Source organism: Burkholderia sp. LMU1-1-1.1 (assembly GCF_040675865.1).
Lineage (GTDB): Bacteria > Pseudomonadota > Gammaproteobacteria > Burkholderiales > Burkholderiaceae_D > Rugamonas.
Window position 1 is genome coordinate 93532 of sequence record NZ_JBEGHG010000005.1, and the last position, 21711, is coordinate 115242.

General features: G+C 64.6%; 19 protein-coding genes. 10 read left to right on the forward strand and 9 right to left on the reverse strand.

Annotated elements, in window-relative coordinates:
* Nucleotides 1–48 precede the first annotated feature (48 nt).
* Nucleotides 49–1155, reverse strand: coding sequence for an S-(hydroxymethyl)glutathione dehydrogenase/class III alcohol dehydrogenase (locus MRBLMU1_RS06295; RefSeq protein ID WP_363498642.1), 1107 nt, complete (start codon nucleotides 1153–1155; stop codon nucleotides 49–51).
* A 139-nt stretch (nucleotides 1156–1294) separates the two neighbouring features.
* Here MRBLMU1_RS06295 and MRBLMU1_RS06300 point away from each other — a divergent pair, with 139 nt between their 5' ends.
* Nucleotides 1295–2338 (forward strand): GlxA family transcriptional regulator, encoded by a 1044-nt coding sequence (locus tag MRBLMU1_RS06300; RefSeq protein ID WP_363498645.1) that lies wholly within the window; start codon nucleotides 1295–1297, stop codon nucleotides 2336–2338.
* Between the two features lie 137 nt (nucleotides 2339–2475).
* Here MRBLMU1_RS06300 and MRBLMU1_RS06305 read toward each other — a convergent pair whose 3' ends face one another.
* Together MRBLMU1_RS06305 and MRBLMU1_RS06310 are read right to left on the reverse strand one after the other, a co-directional pair.
* A complete protein-coding gene (locus MRBLMU1_RS06305; protein WP_363498648.1) occupies nucleotides 2476–3912 on the reverse strand; it encodes an esterase-like activity of phytase family protein in 1437 nt (478 codons plus the stop codon).
* 87 nt (nucleotides 3913–3999) lie between these two features.
* Nucleotides 4000–4332 (reverse strand): DMT family transporter, encoded by a 333-nt coding sequence (locus tag MRBLMU1_RS06310; protein WP_363498651.1) that lies wholly within the window; start codon nucleotides 4330–4332, stop codon nucleotides 4000–4002.
* Between the two features lie 224 nt (nucleotides 4333–4556).
* Between MRBLMU1_RS06310 and MRBLMU1_RS06315 the strand changes: the two genes are divergently transcribed.
* The 6 genes from MRBLMU1_RS06315 (at nucleotide 4557) to MRBLMU1_RS06340 (ending at nucleotide 8781) form a co-directional block, all read left to right on the forward strand.
* Entirely contained in the window at nucleotides 4557–4973 is a 417-nt protein-coding gene (locus MRBLMU1_RS06315) for a CsgE family curli-type amyloid fiber assembly protein (protein ID WP_363498654.1), read from the forward strand.
* Between the two features lie 16 nt (nucleotides 4974–4989).
* Nucleotides 4990–5439, forward strand: a complete 450-nt coding sequence (locus tag MRBLMU1_RS06320) for a curli assembly protein CsgF (protein WP_363498657.1) — start codon at nucleotides 4990–4992, stop codon at nucleotides 5437–5439.
* Nucleotides 5436–6299: a CsgG/HfaB family protein gene (locus MRBLMU1_RS06325; RefSeq protein ID WP_363498660.1), complete on the forward strand. Its 864-nt coding sequence runs from the start codon at nucleotides 5436–5438 to the stop codon at nucleotides 6297–6299. The genes MRBLMU1_RS06320 and MRBLMU1_RS06325 overlap by 4 nt, the downstream gene beginning before the upstream one ends.
* A complete protein-coding gene (locus MRBLMU1_RS06330) occupies nucleotides 6296–6727 on the forward strand; it encodes a hypothetical protein (protein WP_363498663.1) in 432 nt (143 codons plus the stop codon). Before MRBLMU1_RS06325 ends, MRBLMU1_RS06330 begins: the two co-directional genes overlap by 4 nt.
* Before the next feature lie 74 nt (nucleotides 6728–6801).
* Nucleotides 6802–7761 (forward strand): hypothetical protein, encoded by a 960-nt coding sequence (locus MRBLMU1_RS06335; RefSeq protein ID WP_363498666.1) that lies wholly within the window; start codon nucleotides 6802–6804, stop codon nucleotides 7759–7761.
* A 57-nt stretch (nucleotides 7762–7818) separates the two neighbouring features.
* Nucleotides 7819–8781, forward strand: a complete 963-nt coding sequence (locus MRBLMU1_RS06340) for a hypothetical protein (RefSeq protein WP_363498669.1) — start codon at nucleotides 7819–7821, stop codon at nucleotides 8779–8781.
* Here MRBLMU1_RS06340 and MRBLMU1_RS06345 read toward each other — a convergent pair.
* From MRBLMU1_RS06345 to MRBLMU1_RS06360, 4 genes are all read right to left on the reverse strand, one after another.
* A complete protein-coding gene (locus tag MRBLMU1_RS06345) occupies nucleotides 8772–9740 on the reverse strand; it encodes an ornithine cyclodeaminase family protein (protein WP_363498672.1) in 969 nt (322 codons plus the stop codon). The two genes, MRBLMU1_RS06340 and MRBLMU1_RS06345, sit on opposite strands and share 10 nt — an antisense overlap.
* 203 nt (nucleotides 9741–9943) lie before the next feature.
* A complete protein-coding gene (locus MRBLMU1_RS06350) occupies nucleotides 9944–10759 on the reverse strand; it encodes a response regulator (protein ID WP_363498675.1) in 816 nt (271 codons plus the stop codon).
* Complete coding sequence (locus MRBLMU1_RS06355; protein WP_363498678.1) at nucleotides 10752–12449, reverse strand: hybrid sensor histidine kinase/response regulator; 1698 nt, start codon at nucleotides 12447–12449, stop codon at nucleotides 10752–10754. Before MRBLMU1_RS06355 ends, MRBLMU1_RS06350 begins: the two co-directional genes overlap by 8 nt.
* Nucleotides 12446–13174 carry a Crp/Fnr family transcriptional regulator gene (locus MRBLMU1_RS06360; RefSeq protein WP_363498680.1) on the reverse strand — a complete coding sequence of 243 codons (729 nt, stop codon included), beginning with the start codon at nucleotides 13172–13174 and terminating at the stop codon, nucleotides 12446–12448. The genes MRBLMU1_RS06355 and MRBLMU1_RS06360 overlap by 4 nt, the downstream gene beginning before the upstream one ends.
* A gap of 303 nt (nucleotides 13175–13477) precedes the next feature.
* Between MRBLMU1_RS06360 and MRBLMU1_RS06365 the strand changes: the two genes are divergently transcribed.
* The 3 genes from MRBLMU1_RS06365 (at nucleotide 13478) to MRBLMU1_RS06375 (ending at nucleotide 18212) form a co-directional block, all read left to right on the forward strand.
* Nucleotides 13478–15709, forward strand: a complete 2232-nt coding sequence (locus MRBLMU1_RS06365; protein ID WP_363498683.1) for an NADP-dependent isocitrate dehydrogenase — start codon at nucleotides 13478–13480, stop codon at nucleotides 15707–15709.
* Nucleotides 15710–16073: 364 nt separating this feature from the next.
* Nucleotides 16074–16682: a hypothetical protein gene (locus MRBLMU1_RS06370; protein ID WP_363498686.1), complete on the forward strand. Its 609-nt coding sequence runs from the start codon at nucleotides 16074–16076 to the stop codon at nucleotides 16680–16682.
* A 489-nt stretch (nucleotides 16683–17171) separates the two neighbouring features.
* Nucleotides 17172–18212: a sensor domain-containing diguanylate cyclase gene (locus MRBLMU1_RS06375; RefSeq protein WP_363498689.1), complete on the forward strand. Its 1041-nt coding sequence runs from the start codon at nucleotides 17172–17174 to the stop codon at nucleotides 18210–18212.
* Nucleotides 18213–18356: 144 nt separating this feature from the next.
* Here the strand turns inward: MRBLMU1_RS06375 and MRBLMU1_RS06380 are convergent, their stop codons facing one another.
* Nucleotides 18357–18683 carry an NIPSNAP family protein gene (locus MRBLMU1_RS06380; RefSeq protein WP_363498692.1) on the reverse strand — a complete coding sequence of 109 codons (327 nt, stop codon included), beginning with the start codon at nucleotides 18681–18683 and terminating at the stop codon, nucleotides 18357–18359.
* 76 nt (nucleotides 18684–18759) lie between these two features.
* Nucleotides 18760–21672: a ligand-binding sensor domain-containing diguanylate cyclase gene (locus tag MRBLMU1_RS06385; RefSeq protein ID WP_363498695.1), complete on the reverse strand. Its 2913-nt coding sequence runs from the start codon at nucleotides 21670–21672 to the stop codon at nucleotides 18760–18762.
* Nucleotides 21673–21711: the final 39 nt, after the last annotated feature.

The following is a 21711-nucleotide window of genomic DNA, read 5'->3' on the forward strand; positions in this document are numbered from 1 at the left end:
GCAAAAGATGCCAATTCTACGCTGCGGCACAGGCCGCTGTCATACTAATTAGTACAACACCACCGAGCGGATCGACTCCCCGCTTTTCATCAGATCGAAACCTTCGTTGATGCGCTCGAGCGGCAGGCGATGCGTGATCAGGTCGTCGATATTGAGCTTGCCTTCCATGTACCAGTCGACGATCTTCGGCACGTCGGTGCGGCCGCGCGCGCCGCCGAAGGCCGAACCACGCCACTCGCGTCCCGTCACCAGCTGGAACGGCCGGGTGGAGATCTCTTGCCCCGCCGCCGCCACGCCGATGATGAAGGACTTGCCCCAACCCTTGTGCGTGCATTCCAGCGCCTGGCGCATCGTGGTGGTGTTGCCCACGCACTCGAAACTGTAGTCGGCGCCGCCGTCGGTGATCTGCACGATGCTGTCGACGACGTTTTCGACTTCCTTCGGATTGATGAAGTGGGTCATGCCGAACTTGCGCGCCATCTCCTGGCGCGCCGGATTGATGTCGACGCCGATGATCTTGTCGGCGCCGACCATGCGCGCCGCCTGGATCACGTTCAGGCCGATGCCGCCCAGGCCGAACACGACGACATTGGCGCCCGCCTCCACCTTGGCCGAGAACAAGACGGCGCCGACGCCGGTGGTCACGCCGCAACCGATGTAGCAAACTTTATCGAACGGAGCGTCCTCGCGGATCTTGGCCAGCGCGATTTCCGGCACCACGATGTAGTTGGAGAAAGTGGACGTGCCCATGTAATGGAACAGCGGCTTGCCGTCCAGCGAGAAGCGGCTGGTGGCGTCCGGCATCAGGCCACGGCCCTGGGTCGAGCGGATCGCCTGGCACAGATTGGTTTTGCGCGACAGGCAGAACTTGCACTCGCGGCATTCCGGCGTGTACAGCGGAATCACATGGTCGTCTTTTTTCAGGGTCTTGACGCCGGGGCCGACATCGACGACGATGCCGGCGCCCTCATGGCCGAGGATGGCGGGGAAGATGCCTTCCGGATCGGCGCCCGACAGCGTGTAGTAATCGGTGTGGCAAATGCCGGTGGCCTTCAGCTCGATCAGCACCTCGCCGGCCTTGGGGCCTTGCAGGTCGACTTCTTCGATGGTCAGCGGCGCGCCGGCGCGCCACGCGATGGCAGCTTTGGTTTTCATGGTCAGGTTCCGTGGGAGGCAATATTGGAATCCGCCATTGTGCCGCCGGCCCGGCGCGAAGCGCCCCGCCACGGATGAGAATGGCCGGAAATGGTGCCATAATGACCGGATTTTAAGGACCAACAGTGACCGCAAACACATGAACGCCAAGCCAGCGACGGCAGCCAGGACTGTCGCGAGGACAATCGATATCGTTGTCTATCCCGGCTTCAAGGCGATGGAAGCGATCGGACCGATGTCCGTTTTCGAATACGCCAACCTCCACCTGCAGCGCCGTGGCCGCGCGCCCGGCTACGATGTGCGCATCGCCTCGACCGCGATCGGCCCGGTGCGCTCGGATACCTTGATGTCGCTCGACGCCACCAAGGCGCTGAGCCCGCTGGCGTTGCCGGACGACGCCATCATTGTCGGCGCGCGCCACATCCAGGCCGCGCTCGCCGACGGCTCGGACATCGTCGGCTGGGTGGCGGCCTCGGCGCCGCGCCTGAAGCGGCTGGCGGCCTTGTGCTCCGGCGCGTTTTTCCTCGCGGCGGCCGGTGTGCTGGACGGCAAACGCGCCACGACGCACTGGAGCGTGGCCGACCGGCTGCAGGCCGACTTCCCGTCGATATCGGTGGAGGCGGACGCGATTTTCATCCGCGCGGACAATTTGTGGACGTCGGCGGGCGTGACGGCGGGCATCGATCTGGCGCTGGCGTTGGTGGAGGAGGATTTCGGCCGCGACCTGGCGCTGGAGGTGGCGACCGAGATGGTGGTGTATCTGAAGCGGCCGGGCGGGCAGTCGCAGTTCAGCGCGCATTTGCTGAGCGAGCGCACGGCCAAGCCCAACATCCGCGATATTCAGAACTGGATACTGGACAACCTGCATGAGCGGCTGTCGGTCGCCCAGCTGGCGCAGCGGGCGATGATGAGCGAGCGGCACTTCACGCGCGTGTTCCAGCAGGAGGTGGGCGTGAGCACGCAAGCGTTCATCGAGGCGTGCCGCTTCGAGCGCGCCACCCAGTTGCTGGCGGATTTGGCGCTGCCGATCAAAACGGTGGCCGCGCGCGCCAGCTTCAGCGACGAAGCGCATATGCGGCGCGTGTTCCAGAAAAGGCTGGGCATCACGCCCAAGCTGTACCGGGAGCGCTTCGCCACGACGGGCATAGCACCGGGGCCTAAATTAATCAACGGAGACACGTAGGGCGGATTAGGCGGAACGCCGTAATCGGCCATCGATGAGCCGCCGACGGCGCATGCATGGCCGATGACGCTTCGCTAATCCGCCCTACGGGGAACTGCGGAATGCCGGCACCCCGGCCACGACACTTACCAAGCGTATCACGGCGTGTTCAACGCTACCGGCAACCTCACCAGGATAAACTCATCGTTGTCCGGTTTCTTCGGATTGCGCGAGGCCGCGGCGCCCGGGTAATTGTTGTCGTTGACCAGCATCAGCGTGCGCTTGTCGACCACCCGCACCGCCTCCACGCATTCCATCGGGAACGTGAACACGCCGTTGATCGTCGCCGCGCCACCCAGCCGTTTCGGATCGGCGATATTCATCAGGTCAAGCACCAACTCCTTGACCAGATAGCCATTGGCATCCACCTTGTCCAGGTCGATCTTGAACACCTTCTTGACCTTGGCCGCCACCCGATCCGCGCCGGATGCGGGGAAATTGCCCGACCGCGCATCGCCCGCCCCACGGTCCTTCTCCACCACCAGGAACTCATGGTCGTTGATGGCCGTGATGTCGTTGACGGTGAAATTCTCCGACACCGTCGCCCCGGCGGCATTGACATAGGTGCCGCTGTCCACGCGGTAGGCGTAAGTGGTGCTGAGGAAAGCCCCGCTGGCGATATCGAACACATTCAAGATGCGGCGCTGCGCATCGCTGTCCGTGGTCAATTCCTTTTCGGTCAGCGCGTAGATACGGGTGCGCGACGTGTTGATCGTCATGCTCTCCAGCCCGCCCGAATTGGCCAGATTGGGCGTGGCCGATCCCAGATATGGATTGCTGGGGCTTTGCACCAGCGGATTGTTGCCGAGCTTGCGCGTGTTGGGCACGGCGATCTCCTTGGCCAGCACCTTGCCCGTCTTGTCCGTTTTGATCAGGAAAGGACCGAATTCGTCGCCGAACCAGAAATTGCCATCGGCATCGATGAGCATCGACTCCGGATCGACATCGCCGCCGGTCAGCAGGCGATTGCTCTTGATCAGCGGATCGACCGCCACGGTTTTGCCGCCGGTCGTGGTGCCGGGATAGTTGACGCCATCGGCCACCAGGCTGTAACCGAGCTTGCGGTCCGGGTCGCGCAGGCGGATGAAACTGCTGGCGTCGAAGCCGGCCAGGCTGTCGCAGGTCGAGAAATTCGCCGGGATGATTTTACCGTTGGCCCAGTCCGGCTTCATCGCATACACATGCAGCAACGCGTCCGGCGACGCCGCCTTACTGCCGAAGCCGTTGTCCTGCATGACGTAGTAGCAGCCGGCAAGCGGACCGTTGGCGAGCGCCGAGAAGCCTTGCATCGGCTGTTGGTTCACCATGGGCAAACTGTAACCGTAGTTGGCGGTGGCGTTGGTGTAGTCGCCGCCGCTGATGAACTGGCCCGAGGTGGGACCGGCCACGAACGAATCCGCCGGCAGGACGGCATAGCCGATCAGGGTCGGGACGGTGACGTCGGGGTCGTCGCCACCGCCGCAGCCGAGCAGCCCCAGCAAGATAGCCGCCGAGCCAAGCAGGACGCGAAGTTGTGTTCCGTGGGGATGGTTCATGTCAGATTCGGTCGGATTGAAAAGTGTGAAGTTTATTTCCCGACCGTGACGCGATGATGACATGAAGCCAACGAGACGCCCTTCCGTTCAATGCGCGCCGGCGCTCGAGAACACGTTCATGATCACCACGCCGGCGATGATCAGCGCCATGCCGATCAGCGCCGGCGCATCCATCTTTTGACCGAAAAAGGCCCAGCCGACCACCGTGATGAGGACGATCCCCACGCCCGACCACACGGCATACGCGATGCCGACCGGTATCGAACGCAAGGTCAGCGACAGAAAATAAAACGCCACGCCATAGCCGGCCAGCACGATCGCCGACGGCACCAGTTTGGAAAACCCCTCGCTCGATTTCAGCGCGGATGTCGCGATGGTTTCCGCGACGATTGCAATACCCAGCATCAACCATTTGTTCATTGTGCTCCTCCTGTCGAGTGGCCAGTATGCAGAAGTTTCGTCTTCGAAACCAGTCTGTTCAAACCCGCCGGGCTGTGCGCAAATCAAGCAATTTCCGCCATACAAATCGGGCCCGCCTTCTTGACGTGCCACGACGAGTCCGCATGATCGCCGTCAAATTGGGAGGGGACTCGGCTCCTATACTGAACTTCACACCTTCCGCCCCCCCTTCTCTGCGAGCCCACATGTCAACTGGTCACATCGTCATCGCCGCGGCCCTGCTGGGGTTGGGCGGCGTCTGGAGCGCGCCCGCCACGGCGGCCGATGCCGAGCCCGAACCGGCGGCGGGCGTTGTGACCGTGCAGACGGTGACCATCGCCGGCCATGATTTCTCGCAGTACTTTCTGGCCGCCTGGCGCGACAAGGAAGGCAGCGAGCACTACACGCTGTCGATCAACGAACGTCCGTCGGCGCGCCTGGGCAGCGAGGTGTGGATCGGTTTCGCGCAACGCCGCGTGTTTCAAACCCGCCTGCCGCCGGCCCGCGCGGCCATCCGCTCGCTGAGCGAAAACGCGGCCGAGACGGTCTGGCAGACAGTGCTGCAAACCGACGTCGAGCGCAAGCTGGTCCGGGACGCCGACCTGGCCCCCGATGAATTCTGACACTTAGGAGCCCGCCATGCCCATCCTCAGATCGACACGCCACGCCCGGACCGCCGCCGGCCTCGCGGCCTGCCTTGCCCTGCCGCTGGCCGGCGGCGCCAGCGCGACGGACATCGTCTACCAGCCGCTGAACCCGGCGTTCGGCGGCTACCCGGCCAACGGCCAGCATCTGCTGGCGACGGCGACGGCCACCAACAAGCACGTCGGCAAGGACGGCCTGGGGCGCTCGATGCTGGACCAGTCGCCGCTGGCCCAGTTCAACCAGACGCTCGAACGCACCGTGCTCAGCCAACTGGCCGCCGCCGCCACCTCGAAGCTGACCGGCGCCGACGGCAAACTGGTGCCCGGCACGTTCTCCACCCAGAACTTCACCATCAACGTGGTCGACCTGGGCGGCGGCATGCTGCGCATCACCACCACCGACAAGGCGACCGGCGCATCGACCTCGTTCGAGGTGGCGCAATGAAGCCCGCGCCGCTCGCCGTGGCGGTCGCGGCCCTGCTGCTGTCGTCGGGCTGCGCCATCACCCATCCGCCGTCGGTGGCGCGCGAGGACGCGCAGTTGACGCCATCGACCGCCGCCACCGGCGACCTGCGCCAGCTGCCGCCGCCCAAAGGCAAGGTGGCGGTGGCGGTCTACGGCATCCGGGACCAGACCGGACAGTACAAGCCGGCGCCGGACAGCTCGTTCTCCACGGCCGTCACGCAAGGCGCGTCGTCGATGCTGATCAAGGCGCTCAAGGAATCGGGCTGGTTCATTCCGGTCGAGCGCGAAAACCTGCAGAACCTGCTCACCGAACGCAAGATCATGCGCGCGCTGGAAATGCCGCAACCGGCCGGCACGCCGGCGGTGCAAATTCCGCCGCTGCTGGCGGCGTCCGTGCTGATCGAGGGCGGCATCACCGCGTTCGAAAGCAATGTGCGCACCGGCGGCGCCGGCGCCCGCTTTCTCGGCATCGGCGTCAGCACGCAGTACCGGGTCGACCAGGTCACCGTCAACCTGCGCACCATCGATATCCGCAGCGGCCAGATCCTGCAAAGCGTGTCGACCACCAAGACGGTCTACGCGTACGAAGTGCATCCGAGCCTGTTCAAGTTCGTCAACGTCAAGGATTTGCTGGAGCTGGAGGCCGGCATGACGCGCAATGAACCGACCCAGCTGTGCGTGAACGAGGCCATCGAGGCCGGCGTGGCCCATCTGATCGTCCAGGGCGTGCGTGAAGGCCACTGGGCGCTGCAGGACCCGGCCCGCTGGTCCGATCCGGTGGTGCAGCGCTACGCCACCGATCGCGACACCCGCCACAACGCCGCCGGGGGGATGCCATGAGCGCCCGGCTGGGCGTGGTGGCCGCCCTGTTCGCCGCCCGGTTGGCCACCGCCGGCGATCTGGCCGGCGCCGAGTTGCCGTCCGGCGGCCTGCTGGCCGGCGGCTCGCTGGCCACGGTCGGCCAGCGCGGCACCGTGAACGTGATCGCGGTCGACCAGGGTGGCCGCGATCACAGGCTGTCGGCCTCGCAGCGCGGCCGGGACAACGCGGCGGCGGCGACGCAGAAGGGATACGCCAACACCGTCGAACTGCAACAGAACGGCAACGGCAACGAGGCCACCATCGTCCAGGGCGGCGCCGGCAACAGCGCGCTCGTCGACCAACACGGCAACGCCAACAGCGCGCGCATCGAACAGCACGGCCACGACGCCAGCGCCCGTGTGACCCAGACCGGCAACGGCAAGCGCGCCATCGTGATTCAGCATTGATGGTCAGCACCGATGCCCGGCATCGAACCATGCAACACCCCGCGTCATCGTTTCACCACCACAAAGGAGACATCATGAAATACGCAATTTCCACCATCGCCGCCGGCCTGCTGCTGGCCGCGTCCAGCGCGTCCGCGCAATTCCCGAACACCGCCACGCTCACTCAAAGCGGTATCGGCAACCAGTCCTATGTCGAACAACACCGCGCCACCAGCGCCAACGTGTCCATCACGCAGACCGGCAACCACAACAGCGTCGGCGACCCGGCCGCGCGGACCGGCGGCATCCTGCAACGCGATATGAACGGCTCCGGCATCACGGTGACGCAATCGGGAGACAACAACGGGCTCACGCTGCAGCAAAGTGTCGGCGACCGCAATATCGTACGTGTCGACCAGTCCGGCGCGGACAACGCCGCCACGATCTTGCAGACCGACGTGTTTCAATCGGTCGAAAACGTGGTGCAACAGGGCGAGCGCAACATGATCGACATCCGCAACAGCGGCAGCCTCGCGACCGGCTCCACCATCACACAGCGAGGTAGCGACAACATGGTCGGCGTGACCACCAGCGTGTCGGGCTTTTCGGGACCGATCGTGACCCAGGAAGGCGAACGCAACAGGACGACGGTCACGCAGGACAACGCGTTCTTCTCCTTCGCCAGCGTCAGTCAGCAGGGCATGGACAACCAGGCGACCGTCAACCACATCGACACGCTGTCGACCACCTTGTTCATCGTGCAAACAGGGAACGCCAACCAGGCCACCGCCAACCTCGGCGGCAGCCAGAACGTTTCGACGATCACGCAGGCCGGCAACCAGAACAGCGCAACCGTCAATCAGACCCAATACCTGAGCGAGTCGATCATCCTCCAGACCGGCAACCTCAACACGGCGTCCATCACGCAAACCGGCCTTCCGGCGCCGCAAAGCGCGACGCCGAACAGCGCCTGGATCACGCTGACCGGGGACGGACACGTGGCCGGCATCGCGCAGACGGGTACGGGCAACAGCTCCGGCATCCAACAGCGCTGAGTTTGCCGGCACGTGGCCACGCCCCCTTTTTCTCAACGTTTACCGCAAGGAGCTATCATGAACTATCTGAAATCCACCGTCGCCGCCGCCCTGGCCCTGGCCATGGCCGGCGCGTTCGCGCAATCGTCCCCCACTTCCGCCACGGTCACCCAAACGGGCATCGGCAATCAAGCCTACGTCGACCAGAACCAAGCCAGCGAACGCTCCACCGTCTCCATTGTCCAGACCGGCAACTACAACATGGTCGGCGACCCCGGCAGCCGCACCGGCGGCATCCTGCTGCACGACACGCCCGGCATGATCGTCGCCGTCAGCCAGATGGGCGACGCCAACCGGCTCACGCTCCAGCACATCAACGAAGGCGGCCTCTTCGGCTTCGCCTACCTCAACCAGTCCGGCAGCGGCAACGTCGCCACCTTGCTGCAGAACGGCGCGTACGAATCGACCATCCGCGTGGAACAGCACGGGGAGCGCAACATCATCGATGACATCGCCACCGAAGTCGGGGCGGTCAGCTTCCGTCCCGAGCAGTACGGCTCGGACAATGTCATCACCGTCAGACGGAATTGGTCGGGCTATGCGGGCTTGCCGATTTACCAGGAAGGCACGGCCAACCGCGCCACCGTCACCTACGACGACGCCTTCTACTCGGGCATCAGCATCCGCCAGGTCGGCACCGGCAACGAGGCGCGCGGCAACATGACCTCGACCGGTTTCGATACGCAAGCCGAGATCAGCCAGAATGGCGCCGACAATCTGGCGATCACCAACGTCTACGCCGCCGGCGGGGCGGTGACGACGCAAACGGGGAACGCCAACACCGCCATCGTCAGCCAGAACTCCGGATCGAACGGCGCGACCATCAGCCAGCTCGGCTCACTCAACACCGCCTCGGTGACGCAGTCCGGTCCCGGGTCGGTCACGCCGAACCTCGCCTGGATCACGCAAACGGGCGAAGGTTTCGTGGCCGGCGTCACGCAGGCTGGCAGCGGCAACAGCGCCGGCGTCTATCAGCATTGAGGGTGTACACGATGCGTGGAGACAGGGGCTCCCAGGTTCTTGAAGGCCAACTTGGCGGCGGCGAGGTCCTCCAGCGCCGTGCCGACCGCCTTGAACACCGTGCGTTGCTCCGGCGACGTGCGGCCGGCGCACTGTCCGCGCGCCAGCGCCGCGAGATCGCCGCGTATCTCCTCCCCCTTCAGGCAGCCGGCGGCGATGGCGTTGAGGATGTCGCCGGACTTTTGCGTGGCCTCGGCCGTGTCCACCCAGACGCCGGCGCCGGCGAAGCAGGCCGGTTCGGCCTCGCACATCTGCGGCGTGAAGCCGCCGACCAGATCGACATGGCTGCCCGCCGCCAGCCATTCGGCCCGCAGAAACGGTGCGCTGGCGAGCGTGGCGCAGCTGATGATGTCGGCGCCGCGCGCGGCCGGCTCCAGCGCGGGCGCGACGCGGGCCGGCAAGCCCCGCGCCAGCAACGCCCGCACCGTCCGCGCGGCGGCGCCGGCGTCGATGTCCCAGACCATGATGTCGTCCAGTTGCCGCACGGTGGCGATGGCCGGCGCCAGCAGGCTGCCGACCCGCCCCGCGCCGCACACCAGCAGCGAGCGCGCGTCCTTGCGGGCCAGGTAGTCGACGCCGAGCGCCGAGGCGGCGGCGGTGCGGCGCGAGGTGATGACGTTGCCGTCGAAGATGGCCAGCGGCTCGCCGGTGGTGGCGTCGTGCAGGATGTAGGTGGCGTGCAGGCCGGGCTTGTTACGCTTGTGGTTGTTGCTGTGGATGTTGACGATCTTGACGCCGTAGAAGCCGTCGGCGTCCCAGGCCGGCATCAGCAGCGAGATGCCGGCGGTGTCGCCGCTGCCGATGTGGTGGGTGTGGCGCAGCGGGACGTCGGCGCCGGTGGCGAAGGCGTCGCGCAACGCCTGGATCAATGCCGGGAAAGGCAGCGCGTCGATGAGCGATGATTCATTGGGCAGGAGCATGGGCATTCCTCTATTCCACGTAGGGCGGATTAGCGTAGCGTAATCGGCCATGAGCCGCCAGCGGCGCACGCATGGCCGATTACGGCGTTCCGCCTCTCAAGTCCTCCGGCAGGAGGACGCTCCTTCGATGGCCCTCCCGGCGGTTAGCGGGCCTTGCCCGCTAATCCGCCCTACGTGTCTCCGAGGTATTTCACTGTCCCTGGTCAGTTGCTTGCTGCAAACATCGCCGCCATCGCCGTCACATCCCGCCCGACGCCACGGTAGCCGACAAAGCGGCTGGCCTCGTCGAACATCGGCTCGCCGCTGACTTGCAGGTACTGCACCTTGCCATTGGCGGCGGTGCGCCGGTAGACGAAGTCGAGGAACGGCTTGCGTTCGGCGATATTGGCTTCCAGGGTGGCGCGCTCGGCGACATCCCAGCCGTCGGCGGCGCCGGCGCCGATGCCGACCATGTCCATCACCGGCCCCGACCAATGGCTGAGCTTGCCTTCGGCGTCCTGCTCCCAGTACCAGTCGCTCGACAGCTCGGCGTAGCGCTGGAAGCGCGCCTCGCTGGCGCGCAATTCGGCCGTGCGTTCCATCACCTGGTGCTCCAGTTGCTGGTTGTAGCGGTTGAGCTGTCGGTGCAGCAGGCGCACTTCGAGCATGTTGTGGATGCGCGTCTCGACCTCGACCAGCTCGAACGGCTTGGCGACGAAGTCCTTGGCGCCGGCCTGCAAAGCGCGCAGCTTGTGGCCGGGCTGGGCGGTCACGACCAGCACCGGCACGTAGCCGTCGGGCTCGATCAGCTTGAGCGCCTCGAGCACCTCGAAGCCGTCCATGCCGGGCATTTGCAGGTCGAGCAAGATCAGGTCGTAGTGGTTGGCCAGGTGCAGCGCGCCGACGGCGAACGGGTCCATCGTGCTGGTGACCTGCGTGTAGCCGGCGTTGCTGAGCATGCGCTCGAGCAGCATGACATTCGCCTCCTGGTCGTCGACGATCAGGATGCTGGCATTTAACAGCTGGGTGGCGTCAATCATGGTGCACTTCCTTATGGGCGGCGGCGAACGCCAGCGCCAGGTCCAATGCGTCCATGAACTGGGCCACGTTGATGGGTTTGGTCAGATAGCGGAAGAAACCGGCCTCCTCGCCTTTTTCTATGTCGCGCGGCATGGCGTTGGCCGACAGCGCCATGACCGGGATGTGGGCGGTGGTCGCGTCCTCCTGCAGGATCTTGAGGCAGCCGAAGCCGCTGACGCCGGGCAGGTTGATGTCCATCAGGATCACGTCCGGCTGGTAGGTGCGCGCCAGCTGGATACCGGCGTAGCCGTCGATCGCCGTCAGCAGCTTGAGGTCGGGCCGGCGCGTGATCAGCTGTTCGACCAGGTTCAGGTTGGCCGGATTGTCCTCGACATACAGCAGCGTGCGCGGCGCGGCGTCGACCTGTTGATCGATGTAGGTGCTGGTGTCGAAGGCGGCCATCTCGAGCACCGGTTCGTCGCTGGCGGCCAGTTCGACCCAGAACGTGGTGCCGGCGCCGACGTCGCTGTCGACGCCGATGGAACCGTGCATCAGTTCCACCAGTTGCTTGGTGACGACCAGGCCGATGCCGGTGCCCTCCTCGCCGCCCTCCTCCTGCCCGAGGCGGTTGAACGGTTCGAACAGGTGGGCGATCTGCTCGTCGCTCAGGCCGGCGCCGGTGTCGGCCACGCTGACGCGCACCATGCCGTCGCTGCCCTCGCCGCAGGTCACCGTCACGCTGCCGCCGACGCGGTTGTACTTGATCGCGTTCGACAGCAGGTTGATCATCACCTGCTTGACGCGGGTGCGGTCGGCGTGGACGAAGAACGGCCGCGCCATCGGGTTGAACACCAACCGGATGCCGCGCTTTTGCGCCTGCGGCCCGACCATCGCCTGGCAATCCTTGAGCACCTCGGACAGCCCCATCGATTCCTGCGACATCGTCACCTTGCCCGATTCGATCATGGCCAGGTCGAGGATTTCGTTAATCAGTTGCAGCAGATACCAGCCGCCCTTGAGGATCTGGTCGATCGAGCGCAGTTGCGAAGGGGTCGGCGGCGGCTTGTCCGACGCCAGCAGCTGCGCGAAGCCGAGCACGGCGTTGAGCGGTGTGCGCAGCTCGTGGCTCATGCTCGACAGGAACTCCGATTTGGCCCGGTTGGCCTTGTCCGCCGCGGCGCGCGCGGCCTCCAGTTCGACGTTGGTCTCCTGCAGCGCCAGTTGCTGCTCGCGCAGCCGGGCGTCGAGCACCGCCTGGGCGTCCTCGACCTGCTTGCGGGCCGTGTTGTCGGTGCCGATCAGCAGATAACCGATGATCTTGTCGTCGCCGTCGCGCAGCGGGCTGACCGACACGATGGCGGGAAAACGGCTGCCGTCCTTGCGCACATAGGTCAGCTCGTACATGTCCTCGATGCCGCGCGAGGCCTTGAACGCCAGCGCCTCGAAGCCGGGGCGGATGGGGGTGCCCAGCTCCAGACTCAGCGCCTCGGCCCGCTCGATCATCTCCTGGGCGTCGGAAATGCCGGCCGGCGTGATCAGGTTGACGACCTCGCCGGCGCTATAGCCGAGCATGCGCTCGGCGCCGACGTTGAACAGCTGGATGACGCCCTGGGCGTCGGTGGCGATGCAGGAAAAATTGGCGCTCTTGAAGATGGCCTGCTGCAGGGCGTCGGCCTTGAGCAGCGGCGCGTCGGTGTGGTGGGGGCTCATTGCGATCCTTGGCGTTGCAGCACGTCTGACATCAGCCGCGCGAATTCCTTTTTGACGACGTCGTAGCACTCGCACACCTCGGCCTCCAGGCCTACGCGGTCGAGCACGGTGATATGGCCGCGGCGGTAGCTGATGTAGCCGTTCTCCTGCAACTTGCCGGCGGCCACGGTGACGCCCTCGCGGCGCACGCCGAGCATGTTGGCGATCAATTCCTGCGTCATCGTCAGCTCGTTGCCCGGCAAGCGGTCGAGCGTGAGCAGCAGCCAGCGGCACAGTTGCTGCTCGACGGTGTGGTGGCGGTTGCAGACGGCCGTCTGCGACATCTGCGTCAGCAGCGCCTGCGTGTAGCGCAGCAGCAGCCGCATGACGGGGCCGGCGCGGTTGAACTCCTCCATCAGGATGTGCGACTTCAAGCGGTAGCCGTGGCCGGCCGTCTGGACCACCGCGCGGCTGGGCGTTGTATTTCCGCCCATAAACAGCGAGATGCCGAGGATGCCCTCGTTGCCGACGCCGGCAATCTCGGACGAACCGCCGTTCTCCAGCACGTAGTGCAGGGAAACAATCGCCGATGTTGGGAAATAGACATGTTGTAGCTGGCCGCCGGACTCGTACAGCACGTCCCCCAGCCGCATCATGATCGGTTCGAGGTGCGGCGACAGGCGCGCGAAATCGGACTCCAGCAGGGCGGCGAGCAGGTGGTTTTGATTGGGGTCGTTGAGACGCATGGAGAAACTTGTTTTTCCAGTCGTCAACTAGGCGGGCTACGGGGACGGTGAACGAGGACCGTGCCTCAGGATAACACATTCGGCCCCGCCGGCCCCGCCCACGCCCCGGAAACGGCAAAAAACCGGCCCGCCACCCCGCCCGATGAAGGGGTTTCCGCCCAAGCCGGCCCGTATTGTCCTAAAATAAGCACTTGAGTGGGAATGGCGACCGCGCCAGCGCACCATCCGCCCCGGGTTCCAGGCAGACGATCCTGCCCCCGTTGCGGAAACATTAACTACACTACCGTATACAAGGGAATGACAATGTCAACACAAAAGTCAAAAATCATCTACACACTGACTGACGAGGCGCCGTTGCTGGCGACGTATTCCCTGCTACCGATTATCAAGAAGTTCACCACGCCGGCCGGCGTCGACGTTGTCGCCAAGGATATTTCCGTCGCCGCCCGCGTGCTGGCCGAGTTCCCGGAATTCCTCACCGACGCGCAAAAAGTGCCGAACAACCTGGCCGAACTGGGCGCGCTGACCCTCAAGCCCGAAGCCAACATCATCAAGCTGCCCAACATCTCGGCCTCGGTGGCCCAGCTGCAGGCCGCCATCCGCGAACTGCAGGAAAAGGGCTACGCCCTGCCCGACTTCCCGGAAGACCCGAAAACCGACGAGGAAAAAGCCCTCAAGGCGCGCTACAGCAAGTGCACCGGCTCGGCCGTGAACCCGGTCCTGCGCGAAGGCAACTCCGACCGCCGCGCCCCCAAGGCCGTCAAGGAATACGCCCGCAAGCACCCGCACTCGATGGGCGAATGGAGCCAGGCGTCGCGCACCCACGTGTCGCACATGCACGGCGGCGACTTCTACCATGGTGAAAAATCGCTGACCCTGGACAAGGCCCGCAACGTCAAGATGGAACTGCTGACCGCGTCGGGCAAGGCCATCGTGCTCAAGCCGAAGGTCGCGCTGCAGGCTGGCGAGATCATCGACTCCATGTTCATGAGCAAGAAAGCCCTGCTCGAATTCTACGAGAAGGAAATCGACGACGCCTACAAGACCGGCGTGATGTTCTCGCTGCACGTCAAGGCGACGATGATGAAGGTGTCGCACCCGATCGTGTTCGGCCACTGCGTGCGCATCTTCTACAAGGACGCGTTCGAGAAACACGCCAAGCTGTTCGAGGAACTGGGCGTGAACGTCAACAACGGCATGGTCAACCTGTACGACAAGATCGAGAAGCTGCCGTCGTCGCAGAAGGAAGAGATCATGAAGGACCTGCACGCCTGCCTGGAGCACCGTCCCAAGCTGGCCATGGTCGACTCGGCCAAGGGCATCACCAACTTCCATTCGCCCAACGACGTGATCGTCGACGCCTCGATGCCGGCCATGATCCGCATCGGCGGCAAGATGTGGGGGGCCGACGGCCGCACCGCCGACGTCAAGGCGGTCATGCCGGAATCGACCTTCGCCCGCATCTACCAGGAGATGATCAACTTCTGCAAATGGCACGGCAACTTCGACCCGACCACCATGGGCACCGTGCCCAACGTCGGCCTGATGGCCCAGCAGGCCGAGGAATACGGCTCGCACGACAAGACGTTCGAAGTGGCCGAAGGCGGCATCGCCAACATCACCGACCTCGACACGGGCGAAGTGCTGCTGACCCAGACCGTGGAAGCGGGCGACATCTGGCGCATGTGCCAGGTCAAGGACGCGCCGATCCGCGACTGGGTCAAGCTGGCCGTCACCCGCGCGCGCCAGTCCGGCATGCCGGCCGTGTTCTGGCTCGACACCTACCGTCCGCACGAAGCCGAAGTGATCAAGAAAGTCCAGCTCTACCTCAAGGACCACGACACCAGCGGCCTGGACATCCACATCATGTCGCAGACGCGCGCCATGCGCTACACGCTGGAACGCGTCTCGCGCGGCCTCGACACCATCTCGGTGACCGGCAACATCCTGCGCGACTACCTGACCGACCTGTTCCCGATCCTGGAACTGGGCACCAGCGCCAAGATGCTGTCGATCGTGCCGCTGATGGCCGGTGGCGGCATGTACGAGACCGGCGCCGGCGGTTCGGCGCCGAAGCACGTCAAGCAGCTGGTGGAGGAAAACCACCTGCGCTGGGATTCGCTGGGCGAGTTCCTGGCGCTGGCCGTCTCGCTGGAAGAGCTGGGCATCAAGGAAGGCAACGCCAAGGCCAAGATCCTGGCGCAAACGCTCGACGTCGCCACCGGCAAGCTGCTCGACAACAGCAAATCGCCGTCGTCGCGCACCGGTGAGCTCGACAACCGTGGCAGCCACTTCTACCTGGCGCTGTACTGGGCGCAGGCGCTGGCCGCGCAGACCGACGACGCCGAGCTGCAGGCGCACTTCGCGCCGCTGGCCAAGGCGCTGGCCGAGAACGAAGGCAAAATCGTCGGCGAGCTCAAGGATGTACAGGGCAAGCCGATGGACATCGGCGGCTACTACTATCCGGACCCAGCCAAGACCGAAGCGATCATGCGTCCTAGCGCCAGCTTCAACGCGGCGCTGGAAAGCATCTGACGATAAGCCGGTGAGCAGCGCGGCGCCTGGCGCCGCGCCTGCACAGCAAAAAAGGGAAGCCCACGGGCTTCCCTTTTTTACGTTGGCGAACTCATTCAAACCTCGGCGGCTCGGCTGGTGTTTTGTCGTCCACCGACCGCGATGCCTCGACATCCGCTGTCAATCCGGCACTGTGCAACAAGGCTGCCATTGATGGCGACTGCCGGGTGGGCCGTCCCGCTCCATGTAGCAAAAGCCCGATTCCACACCCTGTTTTCCCCTATTTTCCCAAGGATTGAACTATCGCCGCGCCTCCCGGTCTAAATATGGGAAAGCAGAACAAAATAGGGGAGAAAATCGCATGAATACCACAGTGACCGTGCAGATGCCCACCGACACCCTGCTCCGGCTAATAGAAAAACTGCGCCGCCGTGGCGGCTCGCAAGATATTTCGGAAGCCATCACGAAGGCCATCGAATGCTGGCTGGAAGACCCGGCCAGATTCGCGCCGGGCGCGGACCCCGAGGACATGCACGGCTATCAATGGAAATCACTGTTCCTTCCCGAAGGCACCGTGCTGAAATCATGGAGCTACGGCGAAAACAACTACGCGCGCGTTAAAGGCGACCAGATCATCCACAATGGCCGCGCGGTGTCGCCGAACCAGTTCGCGCAATCGTTCGCGCGCTCGACGCGCAACGCGTGGCAGGATTTATTCATCCGCCGCCCCGGCGACAAGACCTTCAAAATAGCATGCCGACTGCGCGATGAACTGATCGCGGCGTCGAAGCCGGCCTCCGCAACGCCAGCCGGTACGATCCCGCCTGTTCCTATCGCGGTCCCGCCGCCGGCGGTCGCATCAACGGCAACCTCGCCCGCCCCACAGGCCCCGCCACCAGTTGGCACGCCACCGCGCGACACCGACCGCGAACCCGGCTGGGATTTGCCGGAGCGCAGAAGATTCCGCTATCGGCTGGAAGACGTCGCCTATTAAATGATCAACAATTCTGGCTGGATTGTAATGACGACGGAATGTCCGCTGCGGGCCGAACGCGGCAGCCGGCATTCGGGATAACAGCTTGCTCATCTGCAAAACTCACCAATTCCCGCGCCAGGACTACGAACGCGCGCTCACCCCTCAAATATAGCTCTCGGCACTTCAGGAGTCAGGAACTGATGTACTCCATGGTCGCCTTGTCGCCAGCCGGCGACTCCGATGTTAACGGACAGCGATTGTCGGATGCGACAGAGTGGACCCGGCAGACCTCGGCGACCGGCAGTTTTCACCAGAGTAATTGATGGAACGAAGCCGGCGTGGTACCGTATTGAAAGTCAATCGGGGTCATATGCGGTGGCGATTTAGGCAATCTTGCGGTTACATGAATGCCAGGTTGAAAACAGAATAGACTTCGGCAGGGCTTGTCTGAGAAGCTTCAGCGCGGCAAAAAATACATCCTATAACTGCCAAGTTTTCAGAGAGGTCATGACCATGACACAAGCTGTCCATCATCCAGTAGACCAGTCCTCGCTGCATGACCTGGTCGAGAACTTACGCTGTCGTGCCGAAAATCTGGAGTTGCTGGATAAGCTGGTGTCATCCCTCAAGCAGGAAGTCGAACAGCATCATCATCTGGCGGACTCTTTAAAGCATGATTTGCAGTTGGTTCAGCAGGTAATAGAGGAGCGCGAAGCTTTCTTCAGCCTGTCATTGGACATGCTGTGCATCGCCACGACCAGCGGACATTTTCATCGAATCAATCAGGCATTCGAGCGCACGCTCGGGTATGCGCAAGGTGAATTGTTATCGCGAAACTTCTTTGAATTGGTGCATCCCGACGACGTTGAAAAGACCCAGCAAGAAGTGCAAAAGCTGCGGACGGGCATCGACACGATCAGCTTTGACAATCGCTACCGACACAAGAATGGCGAATATCGCTGGTTAAACTGGACCACACCGGCACCGGCCTCTGGATCTCACTTCCTCTATGCCGTGGCGCGGGATATCACTGTGCAGCGTGAACGCGATGAGCGTACGCTGTTTTTAGCATCGCATGATGACCTGACCGGCTTGGCCAATCGCTGGCGCTTTAACGAAGAACTGGAAGCGAGCTTCGCCAGACTGAAGCGCGATGCGAGCAGAACGTTCGCGGTGCTGGTGCTGGATCTGGATAAGTTCAAGCCCGTCAATGACACCCATGGTCACCAGGCTGGCGATCTCGTGTTGCGAACGGTCGGCGACCGTCTTAGCGCGGTCAAAAGAGAAACCGATATTCTCTGTCGCTTGGGCGGTGATGAATTCGCGTTGCTTGCGCCCGATGCCGAGGTGGGCGAAGCTCACTTGATCGCCGAACGAATGCGCGCGGAAGTACTGCGCCCCATCAACATAGGCGACGTCGAGGTGGCCGTTGATGTCAGTATCGGTGTCGCCATGGCCACGGAACATTCCGGAGCGGCGAAGGATTTTCTCAAAATGGCCGATGACGACATGTATATGAACAAACGCAGCAAGGCAAAAGTGGCGTAGCGGCGAACGGCGGTACGAAATATTCAGTAAAACAACGGCGAACACGATCAGAAAGGGGAATACGCCTGCCGACATAACTACGCACGTCCCCCCTGACTCCGATGTCCAGCGGCGCCTGCCGCCCGTTCCCCGTCAAAGCCATCCTCAACGCACCGACGAATACGCGGTCGGCTCCAGGAACGAGTTCTCGATGCGCTCGACGATGATACCGTCGGCCTCCGAGGCGGCGCGCGCGGCCACCCATTCCGGATCGGTGGCGAAGGCGTTCCACTTGGTCTCGCGCTCGGCTAGGCTTTCCCACTTGAGCATATAGGTCAAGGTCTGGTTACTCGGACCGACCACCGTGGTGAAGAACCCGGCCTGTTCGATGCCGTGCTTCTGCCACAGCGGCAAGGTCACGTGCGAGAATCGTTTGTGTAAGGCCGGCAGCCGGCCGGCGGCGCAGTGGTAGACGCGTAATTCGTAAATCAACGTTGCTCTCCTCGAAGAAGTTTAGGACGGCATGTGAGTTCGCCGAAGGTTCAATTCTACCCGGCCGCAGTTAAGGCTAGTGGTCGGCCAGCCCGGCGAACTCGACCCGGTTGCGGCCCTGCTGCTTGGCGCGGTACAGCGCCAGGTCGGCGCGCCGCACCAGCTCCAGGCCGGCCGCCGGTTGCGCCGGATCGAACTCGGCCACGCCGAAGCTGGCCGTCACCGCCAGGGTGCGGCCCTCGCCGATGTCGAACGGCGTGGCCGCCACCGCCGCGCGCATGGCCTCGACGCGGGCCGCGCCGGTCGCTTGGCTCATGTCCGTCAGCAGCACCAGGAATTCCTCGCCGCCGTAGCGCCCCACCAGGTCGTAGGCGCGCAAGCCGTCGGCAAGGCGCGGCACCAGTCCGCGCAGCACGGCGTCGCCGGCCAGGTGGCCGTGGGTGTCGTTGATGCGCTTGAAGTGGTCCAAGTCCAGCAGGCAGAGCAGGAACGTCGCCCCCTGGCGCTCGGCCTTCAGGATGGCCTGGTCCATCATCTCCAGCATCGCCACCCGGTTCCACGCCTTGGTCAGGCCGTCGCGCAGCGCCCGCTCGCGCAAGGCCTCCTGCGACAGTTCGAGCTCGCGCGTGCGCTCGCGCACCAAGCGCTCCATCTCGGCGTTGTGGCGCCGCAGGCCGCGCACCCGGTAGCGGTACAGCCCCCACAGCGCGAGCATGGCGGCGACCGCGCACAGCAGGAAGAAGCGGGTGCTCAACCACCATGGCGGCAGGATGGAAAAGCGCAGCTCGCGGACCTCCGACTTGCTCTGGGTGTCGAGGTTCTCGACCGCGTATTGCAGCCGGTACTGCCCCGGCGGCAACGCCGCGTAGCGCAAGCGCGGCACGGCGGTGGTGGTCCACTCGGTCTCCAGGCCGGCGATGCGGTAGCGGAAACGCAAGGCGCCGCGGTGCTGGTAGCTCAGGCTGGCCATGGTGAAGTTGAGCGAGCCGGCCGACCACGGCAGCGCCTGGCCGTCGTGCAAGGTGAACGCCTTGCCGTCGCGCTCGGCCGACTCGATGATGGCCGACATCGCGTACGGCGCGAACAACCGCCCTGGCCGCTTCACCTGCGAGGCGCCATTGGCGCTGGCTAGCCACAACGTGCCGTCGATGTCCTCGTACATGGGCCGCGAGCTCAGATCGTTCCACACCAGGCCGTCGCCGTTGTCGAACTGGCGCCACTCCTGCCGGTTCCACACCAGCAGGCCGGCGTCGGTGGCCAGCCACAGCCAGCCATCGCGGTCCTCGTGGATGGCCAGCAACGACTTGCCCTGCAACAGAGGAATCGCCTGCGCGCGCTTGACGAACCCCTGCCCGCGCAACTCGAAGCGCCACAGCACGCCGGGGCTCTGGCTCAGCCACACCGCGCCGTCGGCGCCGCACGCCATCGCCTGGAGCTCCGGTTGCCCCGGATCCGACATCGGGTAAAAATTCCAGCGCCCCTGGTGCAGCCTGCGCAGCGTGATCCCGGTCAGGAACCACAAGGTGCCGTCGGGGCTCTCGCAACTATCTATGCCCGGGTCCAGCACCAGGCCGTTGTCCGGGGCCACGCCGGCGGGCCGCCGCGGCGCGCCGCCCGCCTCGGGCCGCTCGATCACGTACACGCCATCGCTGGTGCTGATCCACAGGCGCCCGCCGCGGTCGACCATCAGCTTGAGGATCATCGGCAGCGTGGCCACCTGCGTGACGACGCCGGTGCGGCCATCCTCGCGCATCAGCGAGCCGATATAACTGGACGTCCACAAATTGCCCTCGCGGTCCAGCACCATGCTGTTCCATTGCTGGGGTGGGTAACCGGGCACCGGCACGGCGCGCGTGGGCTGGCGCCCCTCCAGCATCGCCAGGCCGGAACGGGTGCCGATGCGCAGGCGGCCGTGGCCGTCGCGCAGGAAGGCGAACACCTTGTCGTCCGGCAGTCCCTGCGCCGAGCCCCAGTTTTCCCAGTTGTCATAGCCCAGCCAGCGCGCCAGGCCGTGGCCGCCCGTACCCAGCCACAGCCCCTGGTCGCGGTCGACCAGCATGGCCGGCACGCCGCCACCCATCTTCAGGCCGTTGGGCGGCCCGAAAAATTCCCAGCGCCCCGCGCCCCAGCGCGCCACGCCATGGTCGACGTTGAGGAGCATGCGTTGATCGGCGTCCTCCACCAGCGTGGTCGACACCGTGGCCTTGCGCATCACATCGCCGGGCGGCGTGCGGTCGACGAAGCGCGCCGTGCCCGCCTCCAGCACGATGACGTGGCGCTTGCCGCGCGCCCACAGCGCGCCGTCGGCCGCGCGCCGCAGATTGACCCAATCGTCCTCCGGCACGCCGTCGGCTGCGCCCCACACGATCACGCCGTCCGCCCCCGCGCTTGATTTGGTCGCGCACAGCGACCGTCCGCAGCCGATCCACAACCGCTCTCCGGCGTCCGCCATGACGCTGGTGACCACCTTGAGCGCGGGCTGGCGCAAGATCTGTTCGTCGGTGAAGTAGTCGCGCACGGTGACCTTGCCGCCCGTCTCGGACAGCTGCAGCAAGCGCTGGTAGCTCACCGCCAGCACGCTGCCGCCCGGCCCGTCGGCCAGCGGCTGGCCCGTCGCGATCCAGAAGTCCCGCCCTTCGCTTTTGACCGGGACCAGCCGGTCGCCGACGCGCAGGTACAGGGTTTCGGCGGCGCCGACCCACAGGCGCTGCCGGCGGTCGGCCAGCAGGGCGCTGATCTGCGTGCTGGCCAGTCCCTCGGCCCGGCCGAAGCGCTGGAATTCGGCGCCGTTGTAACGATACAGGCCGTTTTCCGTCCCCACCCACACATAGCCGGTATGGTCCTGGACGAGCGTGTTGATCTGCAGATTGCCCAAGCCATCCTGCTGGGTCAAATAGCGCAGCGGCAGTTGCTGGCCGCGCGCGGCGCCGGACCATGTAAAGACGAACAGCGCCGCGAACGCCAGCGCCAGTTGAGGTTTAAATGGCATGCGGTATGTCGCGTTGACGAGATCATTGCAGTATAGCAA

Coding starts and splice junctions, on each gene's coding strand:
- MRBLMU1_RS06295 (WP_363498642.1), bottom strand. CDS start 1,155: ATGAAAACCAAAGCTGCCATCGCGTGGCGCGCCGGCGCGCCGCTGACC.
- MRBLMU1_RS06300 (WP_363498645.1), top strand. CDS start 1,295: ATGAACGCCAAGCCAGCGACGGCAGCCAGGACTGTCGCGAGGACAATC.
- MRBLMU1_RS06305 (WP_363498648.1), bottom strand. CDS start 3,912: ATGAACCATCCCCACGGAACACAACTTCGCGTCCTGCTTGGCTCGGCG.
- MRBLMU1_RS06310 (WP_363498651.1), bottom strand. CDS start 4,332: ATGAACAAATGGTTGATGCTGGGTATTGCAATCGTCGCGGAAACCATC.
- MRBLMU1_RS06315 (WP_363498654.1), top strand. CDS start 4,557: ATGTCAACTGGTCACATCGTCATCGCCGCGGCCCTGCTGGGGTTGGGC.
- MRBLMU1_RS06320 (WP_363498657.1), top strand. CDS start 4,990: ATGCCCATCCTCAGATCGACACGCCACGCCCGGACCGCCGCCGGCCTC.
- MRBLMU1_RS06325 (WP_363498660.1), top strand. CDS start 5,436: ATGAAGCCCGCGCCGCTCGCCGTGGCGGTCGCGGCCCTGCTGCTGTCG.
- MRBLMU1_RS06330 (WP_363498663.1), top strand. CDS start 6,296: ATGAGCGCCCGGCTGGGCGTGGTGGCCGCCCTGTTCGCCGCCCGGTTG.
- MRBLMU1_RS06335 (WP_363498666.1), top strand. CDS start 6,802: ATGAAATACGCAATTTCCACCATCGCCGCCGGCCTGCTGCTGGCCGCG.
- MRBLMU1_RS06340 (WP_363498669.1), top strand. CDS start 7,819: ATGAACTATCTGAAATCCACCGTCGCCGCCGCCCTGGCCCTGGCCATG.
- MRBLMU1_RS06345 (WP_363498672.1), bottom strand. CDS start 9,740: ATGCTCCTGCCCAATGAATCATCGCTCATCGACGCGCTGCCTTTCCCG.
- MRBLMU1_RS06350 (WP_363498675.1), bottom strand. CDS start 10,759: ATGATTGACGCCACCCAGCTGTTAAATGCCAGCATCCTGATCGTCGAC.
- MRBLMU1_RS06355 (WP_363498678.1), bottom strand. CDS start 12,449: ATGAGCCCCCACCACACCGACGCGCCGCTGCTCAAGGCCGACGCCCTG.
- MRBLMU1_RS06360 (WP_363498680.1), bottom strand. CDS start 13,174: ATGCGTCTCAACGACCCCAATCAAAACCACCTGCTCGCCGCCCTGCTG.
- MRBLMU1_RS06365 (WP_363498683.1), top strand. CDS start 13,478: ATGTCAACACAAAAGTCAAAAATCATCTACACACTGACTGACGAGGCG.
- MRBLMU1_RS06370 (WP_363498686.1), top strand. CDS start 16,074: ATGCCCACCGACACCCTGCTCCGGCTAATAGAAAAACTGCGCCGCCGT.
- MRBLMU1_RS06375 (WP_363498689.1), top strand. CDS start 17,172: ATGACCATGACACAAGCTGTCCATCATCCAGTAGACCAGTCCTCGCTG.
- MRBLMU1_RS06385 (WP_363498695.1), bottom strand. CDS start 21,672: ATGCCATTTAAACCTCAACTGGCGCTGGCGTTCGCGGCGCTGTTCGTC.